The following is a 12553-nucleotide window of genomic DNA, read 5'->3' as shown; positions in this document are numbered from 1 at the left end:
AGGAGGCCGCGTGATGCGGCTGACCGGTATGACGGCGGAGCGGCGGCCTACGCGCCGGCGGTCCAGAGGCGGTGTCACTCCTTGAGGACAATCCCTGCCGCAGGCCCGCGTGCCGGGATCCCGTCCTGCGGTCCGATCCGTCAGCGGCCGGACGAGGTACCCACCTCGCAGGTCAACGACAGAGGGACCGTGTTGGACTTGCCCTTCAGAGGGGCATTTAGCTCCACCCCTATCTCGCTCTCGAAAGCTCCAGAGCCCGCCCATGTGGTCAGGCTGATGTTGACTCGTTTGGTGAGGCTTCCGCCGTTGGGGAACGACAGCGTCCTCCATTCCTCATCCGTGACCGCACCGTCCTTGGACATCCATCGGTAGGAGAACTGTGCCGGGAGCCGGTCCACCGAGAACGTCGCCGTGAAGGTGGGCGCTTCTCCGCTCGATGGTGGGCACTGGCCCGCGTACGTCGTCCGCGCTCCCGTCACATTCATCCGTACGCCTTCGGAAGCAGAGGTGTTCTGTTCGCCGTCCCCTGTGCCGGGAGCGGGATCATCCTCGACGTTCTGCGAGGCGCTCTTCCCATCCGGAGAGGCCCCGTTGCTCATGAGGCCATAGCCCGTCCCGGCCAGCGCCAGAGCACACAGCACCAGACCCGCCGCCACCAGGGCAGTCCTGCGCCGACTGCGCCGCATGGGGTCAGGGGGGAGGGCAGATGGGGGTGCCCCCGCAACGGTGGTATCAGGTGGCGCAGGGTACGTAGGCGTCGGCTGTACCGAGAGCTCAGTGACGGTCGGCTGCGCCGTGGGCCGTGTGGCGACCGGCTGTGCCGGGGAGTGTGCGGGAGTGAGCTGTGACGAGAGGTGCGTGGCCGAGGGACATGTCTCAGGCTGTGCCGAGGACGCCTGTGTTGTGTGCTGTGTCTCGGCCTGGTCCGGAGACAGCTGGGTCGTGAACTGCGTCTCGGGCTCTGCCACGACCGTCTGTGAGTGAGGAACCTCCTGCACGGGCCCCGTGTCAGGGGCCCCGCCTTCACTGATCAACCGTAGTTCCCGCGCCGCCTCTTCGGCTCCGAGACGCTCGTCCGGATCCTTCAGCAGCAGTCGTTCGACGACCGGGGTGAGGGCGCCGGCGTGGCGTGGAGGCGGCAACTCCTCGTCCACGATGGCCCGCAGGGTGCTGAGAGGGGTGCTCTGACGGAAGGGCGAGCTCCCCTCGACCGCCGCGTACAGCAGCACACCGAGCGACCACAGGTCCGACGCGAGCCCAGGCCGCTTACCCAACGCACGTTCCGGAGCCAGGAACTCAGGCGATCCGACGACTTCGCCCGTCATCGTGAGAGCCGTGCTGCCCTCTACCAGAGCGATGCCGAAGTCGGTCAGCACCACGCGGCCGTCATTGGCCATCAGTACGTTGGCCGGCTTGACGTCGCGGTGCAGCACGCCGGCCTCGTGGGCCGCGCGGAGTGCGGCCAGAACCTCACCACCGATGGACGCGGCACGCCGAGCAGTGAGCGGGCCCTCAGCCCTGAGCAGGTCGGCCAGCGACTGACCCCGCACCAGCTCCATGACGATCCACGGGCGGCCCTCTTCCATGGCCACGTCATAGACGGTCACCACGTTCCGGTGCGACACCCGGGCCGCAGCCCACGCCTCACGCTCCAGCCGCGTGTACATTCGCTCGACGGCGGGCGCGGCCAGCCCGGCGGGTGCCCGAACCTCCTTGACGGCGACCTCGCGGCGCAACATCTGGTCGTGGGCGCGCCACACGGTGCCCATGCCGCCCGCACCGAGGGGTGACAGCAGGACATAGCGGCCGGCAATCACACGCGGCCGGTCCGACTCTTCGGACACGGCGTCCTCATCGGTCATCGGGGCAACTCTTCCTTTCGTCACGCAAGTGCCTCGTCGGAGCGCGGACGTCGCCCTTGGACCATCGATTCCTGTGCACGACCGTCGTTGGCGGATGGTTACGAGAGAACTGGCCGCACCGGGCGGCTTCGGGCAGCCCGGGGCACGGACGAGTGAGCCCACGGCGGACAGATCCGATGCCAGCCTGCGGGCACATCCAATGATGATCGTACTGCGCGTGAGGGCGGCGGGTTTCGCGGTCTGCGCAGGTAACGCCATACCTGATAGGCGCATCGGACGGCCGACCAGGTCGACGCTTCATGCAGGTCATCCTCAGCGGCTCGTCCTGGACAGCCCGACTCCCCTGCCTCACCCGGCACCCTGCGCGTGGCGTGGAAGCGTTCGGGCAGGGTCGCTGTGCTCGGGGAAAGCATACGAGGGGTCGTCCTACTTCATGGTCTGGTCGAACTCGCCCTGCTCGAGTGCCCGGTGAGGCAGGGGAGTCGGGCTGTCCCGGTCGTGGCGCAGGCCGTCCAGAATGAGAGTGAGGTAGCGCTTCCACAGTTCCGGGGCGACATCCCGGCTGTGCAGGGTGACGGCTCCGAGCATGACCTGAATCAGCGGGAAGTCGGTCGGCTCGATGTCGTCGCGTAGTCGGCCGGCCTGCTGTGCGCGACAGATGAGCGCACCGACGGCGGGGGTGAGACGCTCCCGGGTGGCGGTGACCCGGGAGCGGCTGTGCGCACCTCCCAGGAGCAGCTCCCTGAGGCCGCGGTCCTCGGCGAAGTGCTGTGCGCTGACCAGGAAGAACTCCACGAGACCGTCCCAGGGGTCCTCGCATGTGAGGGCGCCTTGAGCGAGCGCCAACATGTCCTGTACCTGGCTCTCGAAGACGGCCTCGACGAGTTCCTCACGGTTGGCGAAACGGCGGTAGGCGGTACCGACACCAACTCCCGCGTGGTGGGCGATGTCATCGAGTGTGACGTCCAGGCCCCGCTGGGCGAACACGTCATGTGCTGCGGCGATAAGGCGCTGCCGATTGCGTGCCGCGTCCGCCCGTAGCGGGCGTGCGGGGGCGGCCCCGGAGGGCGAGGGGGCGGTGATGCGGCGGCTCATGAGCTCACTCTACCGATTTAAATGGAGATGACATCTCCATTTAGGTGTTACAGTGTTGCCGTAAGTGGAGAACTCATCTCCACTTGATTTCCGGGATCGGAGAGATCCATGGGCACGCTCACCGGCAAAGACGCTCCGCTAGCGGTGGAGGCCGGGCACTGGCAGGACGGCCGACCCGGGCGCCGCCAGCATCTGTACGGCCATCGCGACCGCTCCGGCCTTCGCGGGTTGGGCTTCACCGACGACTGCCCCACCGGATCCTCACCACCTGTTCGCCGGCCTGCGCCAGCCTGACACCGGTCGGCGGACGTGTCACGGGCCTCGTCGGCCGCAAGGCCGCCCTCTTCACCGGTCTCTTCAATCTGCGGCTGCTGTTCCGCCGAGGCGCATCCACGCACGCTCCGGACGCCGGGCTCCGGCCGCCCACAACCCCACCCCGATACATGAGGAGACAAGGACCGATATGAAAAAGCCGCGCGCCCTGATCGTCGGCATGGGTATCGCAGGCCTGGCAACGGCCATGCGCCTGGACGAGATCGGCTGGGACTCCGTACTCGTCGAGCATGCTTCCGAGCGCCGCCCCGCAGGATACTTCGTCGGCATGTTCGAGGCCGGCCGTGCCGCTGCGGACCGCATGGGCGTCCTGGACGCCATCGGCGACCGGGCCGATCCCGATGGAGTGACCTATGACATCGACCGGTCCGGCCGTCGCCGTCCCGCCATGGGGTACCGCGATCTGCCCGGCGCCCCCCGCCTGCTACTCCGCGGTGACATCGAGGCCGCTCTCCACGACGCCGTCGCGCTCCGGACAGAAATCCGTTACGGAACCACCCCGACCGCCATCGACGAACACCTCGACGGCGTGGACGTCACCCTGCGCACCACCAAGGGAGAACGACACACCGAGGCCACCGAGCGGTTCGACCTCGTCGTCGGCGCCGACGGTCTGCGCTCCACGGTGCGCCGCCTCGCTTTCGGTCCCGCCCACCTGTACATGAAGCCCCTCAACCACATCATCGGCGCCACGATCCTCAAGGAACCCGTGCCTGGGTACCGGCCCAACGACGGCCTCGTCCTGGCCGAGCCCGGTCGATCCGTATGGACCTTCGCGTTCCGTAACCACGAGCCCGCCGTGCTGTTCAACTACCGCACCGACGACGAGGACGCGCAGTTCCGCAGTCCTCCGGTCGAATCGCTGCGCCGGGCCTTCGGCCCCGAACCGCTCGGGCCGGTGCTGGAGAACCTCCTACGGCAGTTCGAACAGGCCGACGACCGCCTCTTCGACTCCGTCCACCAGGTGGAGATGCCGACCTGGCACACCGGCCGAGTCGTCCTCCTCGGCGACTCCGCCTGGTGTCTGACGCTGTACTCCGGCATGGGCGCTTCCTGCGGCCTGGCCGGGGCGGACCTGCTCGCCTCCTTGCTGCAGCGCAATCCGGACGACACCGCCCGGGCACTGAGCGAATGGGAACAGAGACTGAGGCCCTTCATCGCAGTACACCAGCGCAGCGGCCGGACACGGGGGCTGACGATGTTCGTCCCCCAGAACCGTCGGGACAAGGCCTTGCGCACTGTCATACAGACCCTGGTGAGCAAGCCCGGGGGCAAGCGTGCAATGAAGGCCCTGGCCGCCAAGAAGTTCAAGGAGAAGTCCACCGATATTGGTGCGGTCTGACCAGCGGGCCTTCCTCGCCGGCCGGCCCAGGGCCCGCAAGCGACGGCTGGCCGTGCTCGGGCAGTTCTTCCGCTTCGCTCGCTCGCGGACGACTGCGCTGGTGGTTCCCGCCCGTGGTCTGTCCTCCCGAGGACCGAGCGGCTTCACCGGGGCGACGCTGACACTTGATCAGCAACGCGTCATTTCCCGTCGCTGGATCACCGGTGTGGCCGTCCACCCGCACGAGGCCCTGCTGGGCCGGCTCGGGCGCTCGGGCAGGATTCCGTCCTCGCCCATCAGCCGCAGCCTACCCTCGGCGGTCCGCTCCGCCGCGAGCGCGGCCAGTTCCTCCAGCAGCTCGCTGGACAGACCGTTGTGCGATACCGGCATCGACTTCACGTCGGCACCCTCAGCCTTCACGCCAGCCTCGGCAAGCGACACGCCGTCGACAGTCTCGATCAGGTGACCAGTCGTCGAACTCATCAGGCTCACTCCTTCGGGCAGATCCACGACTGATTCATGTCACTCCCTGCCGAGCTGGTCGATCATTGCGGAGCTGCCTTCAGGCGGAGGGCCGCTCGGCCTCCGACGTCTCCGCCGAGAGCGTCGCCTCCATCCCAGTCGGCAGGTACGGAGCGCCCGCCGACTATGCCGACACGGTCGCCTTCCTCGCGAGTCCGAGGGCCGGCTACATCACCGGCAGCTTGATATGCCGACGGAGTCAATCGATGAGGTACTTCTGCAGGAAGCTGCTGACGCGTGCCTGTGCGATCTGGTTGGCGAAGCCGCCGAAGTAGCCGTCGAACCCGTGCTCCGTGTGGGGCAGGAGCAGTGTCTCGTTCGGTACCTGCGCGTCGTCGAGCTTGTCGGCGAGGTCGGTGCTCGCTGACGGCTGGACGCCGGTGTCGTGGAGGCCCTGGATGACGAGGGTCGGCGGCGACGTGGAGTCGAGGTAGGTGACCGGGCTCAGCGAGCGGTAGCGGTCGGGCTGTGTGTCGGGGGTGCCGCCGAGATATTGCCGTAGGGATGCCTTCACCGGGGTGCTCGGTGTTCCGGTGTAGAGCTGGGTGAGGTCGGGGGGACCGTAGAAGTCGACCACGGCTCGGACCGAGGTGTCCTCGGCGGCGCAGCTCGGGGTGATGGCGTCGGAGTCGGACGAGTAGGCGGTGAGGAGGGCGAGGTTGCCGCCGGCCGAACCGCCGCTGATGGCGACACGGTCGGTGTCGATGCCGTACCGGCCGGCGTGCCGGTGGACCCATCCGACGGCGCACTTCACGTCGCCGGCGGCCTTGTCGAAGCTGGGTTCGGTCGGGGTGGAGAGGCGGTAGTCCATCGCGAAGACCGTGACGCCCTGGCTGGTGAGTTGCTGGAAGTAGGATGTCCGGCTCGTGCGGTCCCCCGAGGAGAAACCTCCGCCGTAGACGTAGACCAGGGCGGCGTTGGATGCCTCGGCCTGGTCCTTCGGGCGCCAAATGTCCATCTTGAGGCCCTGTCCGCCGACTCGGGCGTACGTCGTCGTCGCTGACGGTTTCGACAAGCCGCCCTGGGGGCCGTGGAAGAGCTGGCCGACCGAGAGCTCGACGCCACTGTCGGCGGCGACGTCCGCGAGGCGCGCGGTGGGCACGGCCACCCCGGCGAGCAGGCCGAGCGTGAGCACGCCCGTGACGATCGAGAGCACCCGCAGCCGGCGCTTCCAGGCGAGCAGCAGCAGGACGCCGCCGAGGATCGTCGGCACGAGCAGGAACGGGCTGTAGGTGTACGCCAGCACGGAGACGCTGAAGAGCGCTGTGTTCGGCATGGTCGGCAGGACCATGCACAGCAGGGTGAATGCCGTGCACAGGGCCCACAGGCTGGTGAGCGCGTACAGGATCGCGCGGGTGTGTCGCCGTGCGGGCGGAACGGGGGCCGAGTCAGAGTGGGGGTTCACAACGGCAGCGTAAGCCGATTTGGCAGTGACTGCCAAGTCGGCGGCCCTTGCTACGCTGTGCGAGTGGGAGGTGCCAGTGAATGAAGAGCAGAGGCCGGGCGGTCTCCGGGCGCGACGTCACGCTCTGACCGAGCGGGAGGTCGAGGACGCGGCCCTAAATGCCTTCGAGGCGCAGGGTTTCGCCCACACGACCATGGAGCAGATCGCCGCCCGTGCCGACGTGTCCGTCCGCACCGCATTCCGGTACTTCCCGACCAAGGCCGACACCGTCCTGTTCTCGACACGTCAGGTGGCCCAGATCCTGGCCGACGGGCTGCGGGCCGACCTCGCCGTGGGCGCCTCGCTCGCCGAGGCCGAGGACTCGATCGCCGCCTCGCTGGCCTCGTTCACCACATCGAGCCCGGACCTCGTCCCGCGCCTGCGCCGCGTCCACGCCCTCATGCTCAGCGACGACCAGTTCCGCGCCCAGGTCGTGCGGAGCGACGACTACAGGGCCGGACTCGACGGCGGCCCTGCCGCGGACGCCGTACCGAAGACACTCGAAACGCGTCTTCTCGTCGAAATCGTCGCCGCCACTCTCCGCGCCGCGTTCGACGACTGGGCCGGCTCGGCTGACGAGAACAGCTCGCTGGTCAGCCACTATCAACGCGCCCGAGCTGCCCGCAACTGCCTGATGTCGTAGTCATCTCGGTCGGCAGGTGAAGGGCGGTGTCAGCCCAGGGCGGTCCGCGTCCACGAGCGCACCTGTCAGGACCGGCACCGCGAGCATCAGCAGGCCCGAGGCGGGAGCGAACGAGCCTGTCGCTCAGCCGGACTTGGCGTCGTCGCCGAAGACCCAGTGGGTGCACCGCCGGGGAGGTGCCCGGCGTCTACGGGGCCGGGGGGGTGAGGGCTCCGAGCTGTTCGGACAGCCGTTCAAGCTCGGCCCGCGTGGAGGGCGAGGTGTTGTTCAGCGCACTGCTCTCGGCCGTCGAACTGCGCAGGAAACGCCGGAACAGGGACGCCAGGAGCCCCTCGGGCAGCTTCTGCACCGCGGCGTAGGCGCGCGGGACCGGGGGCGTCGGCAGCGCGAAGAAGGTACGCCGCATGAGGCGGACCATGCGGCGTACCGCCTCCGGATCGCCCGGCGCCGAGAGGCTGCCCGCCGCCTGCACCGCCAGCCTGAGCGGCACCTCGAACGCGGCGTGCGTCTCGGGTCGGGCATCCATCTGGGGCTCGGCCTTGGCATTGACCCGGCAGCGCGGAGCGCGTTCACGATCCGCTCCACTCGCGGGGTGGCCCGGCCGTCGGGTTCGCCGATCGGCATCGCGACCCGGCGGGTCATGAAGTTCGGCTTGCGGTAGCACCACGTCGTCGTCCATCGTGCCGGCGGCAGGGAAGCTTACTGGCTGCTCTGTCAGACTCGCCAGAGCGCCGCCGATCTTGACGGGCCGGGGAGGATCCGAACGACAGCGGGTGACCGGCCCCGGCGCTCCGCCGTGTCGTGTGGACGGAGCGCCATCAGGTGCCGACGTCACTCGTTGGCGGGACCTCGCGCCGCTTGGCGTCGGATTCGGCGAGGGCTTCGGCTCCGGCTATTGGACGGCGTCCTGGCCGGACAGGGACATCGTCGCGTCCTTTCAGGTCGCGTATGCCCCCCGCCTTGGCCGGGATCGCAGGTTCCTGGCCGGGTTCTCGTGGTATTTGCCCTGGTTATTCCGTGCTGTGGGTGCGGCGGGCGTAGGCGCGGGCGGCGCGGGACCTAGTAGGTGTATTGCCCTGTGAGGTTGGGGACGCGGCTGGCGGGTGGTTTGCCTGCGAGCGCGGTGTGTCCGCGGTGGTGATTCTAGGAGTGCAGCCAGTGGGGGAACGCGTCGCGTCGTTCCTGCTCTGAGCGGTAGGGCTTTGCGTAGGCCCATTCGTCGAGCAGGGTGCGGTTGAGCCGTTCGACCTTGCCGTTGGTCTGTGGCCGGTAGGGCCGGGTTCGCTTGTGGGTGATCCCGGCCGCCGCCAGGGCTTCTCGCCAGAGGTAGGACTTGTAGCAGGCGCCGTTGTCGGTCAGGACCCGTTCGACGGCGATCCCGACGCCGGTGAAGTAGGCGTGTGCGCGTGTCCAGAAGGCGGTGGCGGTCTCCTTCTTCTCGTCTGTGTGGATCTCGCTGTAGGCGAGGCGGGAGTGGTCGTCGACGGCGGTGTGGATGTAGCTGTAGCCGGCCCCGGAGCGGGTCTTGCGGCCTGCCTGGCGGCCGAGGGCCTTGTGGCCGCCACCGTCGGGGATGTTGCCGAGTTTCTTGATGTCCACGTGGACGAGTTCGCCGGGCCGGTCGCGTTCGTAGCGGCGTATGACGCGGCCGGTGGCCCGGTCGAGATGGCTGAGCCGGGCGAGGCCGAAGCGGGTCAGGACGCGGTGCACGGTGGAGGGCACCAGGCCCAGCAGGTGCGCGATGCGGGCCGGTCCCCACCGCCGTGCAAGGCGGACCTTGATGATCCGGCGTTCGGTCCGGGTCGGCGTGCGCCGGGGACTGTGGTGGGGGCGGCTGGAACGGTCACTCATCCCCGCCTCGCCGAGTTTGCGGTATCGCCCGGCCCACCGCTGTGCTGTGGTCGGCGAGACCTGGAACCGCTCCGCCGCCCGGCGCAGGGGCCAGCCGTCATCAACCACGCAGCGGGCCAGCCGCAGACGTCCGGTCTCGGTCAGGGGTGCATTACGGTGGGGCATGAGGGCCTTTCGGGCTGGTGTAGACGTCGCAATCCACACCGAACCCGGAAGGCCCTCACTCGTTCAAGATCCCCAGACGGTGATCACTGTCACCGCACCCAACCTCCGTGGACAGAACACCTAGGGCGCACAAGGCGCACCACCAGGACCTGACGGCACGACTCCACACCGCGTGACGCCACGCACGCCACCTCCACCGCACAGAGGCGGGGTGCAACGCGCTGTGGAACACGGTGGGTGGGCAGCGATACAGGGCGCGCCCACCCATCACCAGCCTGCGCAGCCAGCCGTCACCGAGCACGGCACCGACACCGCACCTCGGGACGCCACCACACACACCGCACGGACGGCAGCGCATGCCCAGACACGCCAGCTCACCTGAACGTCACTCATCCGATTCGGGAAAGACCGAGGCAATGAACAAGAAGTCGCGCAGGCGGACTGATCGCCACCGGCACTCTCATGCTGGGGCTCATGGCAACCGCGGGTCCCGCTGCACCTGCTGCCGCACATCCGCCGCAGCCCGCGGCGGCCTCCCTGACACGCGCGCAGGTGCATCTCAGGTGTGATGCGGTCCGGACCCCTGTCCGCCGGACGACGGAGCGGAGGAGCATGCCTCCGCGAACTGGCGTGCCGTCATCGTCGGCCCCCCGCTTCTGCCGAGCCCGAGCACCGCGGTCTCGACGCGCGTGGTGACCGCGTCGTCGGCATCGGTACGAGCCGCCATGTTCTCGCGGAACTTCACCGTGATGTCGGCATTGGTGAGCGGCCGGGTGTCGTGGCCGCGGTTTACCTGCTCGCGGTGGGTGAGCACCCGCCCGTCGTCCAGTTCGACGCTCAGTACACCCGAGTAGGCGTCCGGGAAGGCGCTGCCGGGATCGTCGGTGATCTCGACCCGGCGGGCCAGGGCGAGGATGTCGTCGTCCTCCCGGGCCGGGGTGGTCAGCTCGGCCAGCCCGAAACGGTCCCGGACGAGTGCGGCGGCCACCGTGAAGGGCAGGCTGAACTTGGCGTCGTACTCGCTGCGGGGCGTGCGCTTGGCAGCGAGCGGTTGGGCGATCACTTTGCCCGGGACGGGGTGGATGCCCGCGGTCACGCGGGTGATCCGTGCCGGGTCCGCGCCCTGCCGCCGCAGGTGCAGGGCCGCGTCGATGAACGGGTGCGTGAAGTGGCAGGAGGCGTATGGCTTGACCGCCGTACGGGTCACCTCCCAGACCTCACCCAGTCCTTCGGCCACCGCCTCCGGTCGCGCCGCACGCTCGGTGGTCTGCAGGTGGGTGTTGTAGAGCCCGAAGCGGCCCTCGTACACCGCCGGCGGACCGCTCCAGCCCGCCCGCGCGAAGGACGCCGCCGTCAGCCCGCACATCGCGGCCCAGCCGGGATGCAGCCGCTTTGTCCAGGCCCCGTCCTCCAGGAACTCCAGCAGCCCCGCCGCCATGGAGCCCACGATGCCCTGGGCGGTGGCGATGCCGTGCGCGTCGAGACCGGCGAGCTTGGCGGCCACGGTCGCGGCACCGAACGCGCCCGCGACGGGCGTCGGGTGGAAGCCGCTGTCATGAAAATGGCCCGCGCCCCCCAGACCGACGCGGGCGGCGACCTCGATGCCGAGCACGTACGCGGCGAGCAGTTCGTCGCCGCCCCGGTCGGCCTGCACGGCGGCGGCGAGCGCGGCGGGCAGGGCGGTGGCGGAGACGTGCGTGACCGACGCGATGTGGGTGTCGTCGAAATCGAGGCCGTGGACGAGGACACCGTTCAGCACGGCGGCGTCGCGCGGTTCGAGGCGCTCCGGACGGCCCAGGACCGGAGAGTCCCCCTCGGCCCCGGAGCCCGTCGCCGAGCCGGGGCCGAGGGCCGTCGCGGCGACTTCGGCGAAGTCGCGGTCGGCCGAGGCGAAGGCCAGGCCCACCGCGTCCAGGATCAGGTACCGGGCCCGTTCCGTGACGTCCTCGGGGACGGAGTCCAGTGTGAGGCCCGCCGCGAAGCGGCCCACGCGGTGCGCGAGCCCCACCCCGGCCTGGTCCTTCCGCGCGGAATCCTGCCCCGTCGGGTCCTGCCGCGCAATGTCCTGCCCCGTCGGGTCCTCGTGCCGTCGCGCTGTCATGAGACCTCCGCCTTCCCCGCGAGCAGCGCCTTGGCCACCACGGTGCGCAGCACGTCGTTGGTGCCCTCGCCGATCGCCATGAGCGGCGCGTCCCGGTAGAGCCGTTCTACCTCGAATTCCGTGGAGTAGCCGTAACCGCCATGGATGCGCATCGAGTCGGTGGCGCAGAGCAGCGCCGTCTCCGACGCGAAGATCTTGGCCATGCCCGACTCGGTGTCCATACGGCGGCCCGCGTCCATCTGGGAGGCCGCCCAGTACGTCAGCAGCCGCGCCGCCTGGAGCTGGGTGGCGATCTCGGCGAGCCGGAGCTGGATGGCCTGGAAGTCGCCGATCGGGTGCCCGAAGGCCTGTCGGTCACGGGCGTAGGACAGGGCCTCGTCGTAGGCTCGCTGGGCCACTCCGACCGAGCGTGAGGCGATGTTGATCCGGCCGGTCTCCAGTGAGGACAGCGCCTGCTGCATGCCCCGTCCCTCCACGCCGCCCAGCAGTGCGGACACCGGGACCCGCACGTCGGTCAGGACGACCTCACAGGACTCCGGGCCCTTGTATCCGAGCTTGCCGATGTCCTTGGTCACCTCGAAACCGGGCGTGTCGGTGTCCACCAGCAGCACCGATATCCCCTTGTGCGCGGGGGAGACGCTGGGGTCGGTCTTGACCAGGACGGGCAGTGGGTTGGCGTACCGCGCGTTGGTGATCCACATCTTGGTGCCGTTGACGACGTAGTGGTCGCCGTCGCGGCGGGCGGTGGTGCGAATGCCCTGGAGGTCGGTGCCCGCGCCGGGCTCGGTGAGGGCGAAGGCTGTGCGGCGCTCGCCCGTGGCCAGCTGCGGCAGATAGGCGCGCTTCTGCTCCTCCGTGCCGTGCCGGTTGATCATCCAGCAGGACACCGAGTGGCTGCCGAGGATGCCGGCCACCCCCATCCAGCCGCGCGAGATCTCCTCGAAGGTGAGGGCGAAGGAGACGGTGTCGACGCCGAGGCCGCCGTACTCCTCGGGAATGACGAGGCCGAAGAGGCCGAGCTTCTTCATCGTCTCGACGATCTCGGCCGGATAGCGGCCCGCGTGCTCGTACTCCCGGGCGACGGGGACGATCTCCCGCTCCACGAAGTCGCGCAGGGTGCGGCGGTACATCTGTTGTTCCTGGGTCAGGTTGAAATCCACGGCGCTCTCCGGAGGAAGGGTGAGAGGGAGGGGGAGGGAAGGGGGGCTGAGCCGCT

The 12553-nt window shown here is 69.3% G+C and carries 10 protein-coding genes and 1 pseudogene; 3 read left to right on the top strand and 8 right to left on the bottom strand.

Annotation, left to right across the window (positions count from 1 at the left end; genetic code table 11):
- Window positions 1–140: 140 nt before the first annotated feature.
- Together ACWD04_RS26655 and ACWD04_RS26650 are read right to left on the bottom strand one after the other, a co-directional pair.
- Complete coding sequence (locus ACWD04_RS26655) at window positions 141–1862, bottom strand: protein kinase domain-containing protein (protein WP_451136031.1); 1722 nt, start codon at window positions 1860–1862, stop codon at window positions 141–143.
- 426 nt (window positions 1863–2288) lie between these two features.
- Window positions 2289–2957, bottom strand: coding sequence for a TetR/AcrR family transcriptional regulator (locus ACWD04_RS26650; RefSeq protein ID WP_451136029.1), 669 nt, complete (start codon window positions 2955–2957; stop codon window positions 2289–2291).
- A 463-nt stretch (window positions 2958–3420) separates the two neighbouring features.
- Here ACWD04_RS26650 and ACWD04_RS26645 point away from each other — a divergent pair, with 463 nt between their 5' ends.
- Complete coding sequence (locus ACWD04_RS26645; protein ID WP_451136027.1) at window positions 3421–4632, top strand: FAD-dependent monooxygenase; 1212 nt, start codon at window positions 3421–3423, stop codon at window positions 4630–4632.
- A 168-nt stretch (window positions 4633–4800) separates the two neighbouring features.
- On the opposite strand, the gene ACWD04_RS26640 is transcribed toward ACWD04_RS26645, so the two are convergent.
- Entirely contained in the window at window positions 4801–5121 is a 321-nt protein-coding gene (locus ACWD04_RS26640; RefSeq protein WP_451136025.1) for a hypothetical protein, read from the bottom strand.
- A gap of 38 nt (window positions 5122–5159) precedes the next feature.
- Here ACWD04_RS26640 and ACWD04_RS26635 point away from each other — a divergent pair, with 38 nt between their 5' ends.
- Window positions 5160–5408, top strand: a complete 249-nt coding sequence (locus ACWD04_RS26635; RefSeq protein ID WP_451136023.1) for an SDR family oxidoreductase — start codon at window positions 5160–5162, stop codon at window positions 5406–5408.
- On the opposite strand, the gene ACWD04_RS26630 is transcribed toward ACWD04_RS26635, so the two are convergent.
- Window positions 5333–6538, bottom strand: coding sequence for an alpha/beta hydrolase fold domain-containing protein (locus tag ACWD04_RS26630; protein ID WP_451136021.1), 1206 nt, complete (start codon window positions 6536–6538; stop codon window positions 5333–5335). The two genes, ACWD04_RS26635 and ACWD04_RS26630, sit on opposite strands and share 76 nt — an antisense overlap.
- A 76-nt stretch (window positions 6539–6614) precedes the next feature.
- On the opposite strand from ACWD04_RS26630, the gene ACWD04_RS26625 reads away from it, so the two are divergent.
- Window positions 6615–7220, top strand: a complete 606-nt coding sequence (locus ACWD04_RS26625; RefSeq protein ID WP_451136019.1) for a TetR/AcrR family transcriptional regulator — start codon at window positions 6615–6617, stop codon at window positions 7218–7220.
- A 187-nt stretch (window positions 7221–7407) separates the two neighbouring features.
- Here ACWD04_RS26625 and ACWD04_RS26620 read toward each other — a convergent pair whose 3' ends face one another.
- The 4 genes and pseudogenes from ACWD04_RS26620 to ACWD04_RS26605 all read right to left on the bottom strand — a co-directional run bounded on the left by ACWD04_RS26620 (window position 7408) and on the right by ACWD04_RS26605 (window position 12497).
- Window positions 7408–7746 carry a hypothetical protein gene (locus tag ACWD04_RS26620; protein WP_451136017.1) on the bottom strand — a complete coding sequence of 113 codons (339 nt, stop codon included), beginning with the start codon at window positions 7744–7746 and terminating at the stop codon, window positions 7408–7410.
- Window positions 7747–8279: 533 nt separating this feature from the next.
- Window positions 8280–9236: pseudogene (locus ACWD04_RS26615) on the bottom strand (IS481 family transposase).
- A gap of 559 nt (window positions 9237–9795) precedes the next feature.
- A complete protein-coding gene (locus ACWD04_RS26610; protein ID WP_451136015.1) occupies window positions 9796–11337 on the bottom strand; it encodes an MmgE/PrpD family protein in 1542 nt (513 codons plus the stop codon).
- Window positions 11334–12497, bottom strand: coding sequence for an acyl-CoA dehydrogenase family protein (locus ACWD04_RS26605; protein WP_451136014.1), 1164 nt, complete (start codon window positions 12495–12497; stop codon window positions 11334–11336). The genes ACWD04_RS26610 and ACWD04_RS26605 overlap by 4 nt, the downstream gene beginning before the upstream one ends.
- Between the last annotated feature and the right edge of the window lie 56 nt (window positions 12498–12553).

Source organism: Streptomyces sp. NPDC002911 (genome assembly GCF_053591835.1).
The sequence above is the reverse complement of the archived record's forward strand: the minus strand, read 5'-3'. Positions and strand labels throughout refer to the sequence as shown.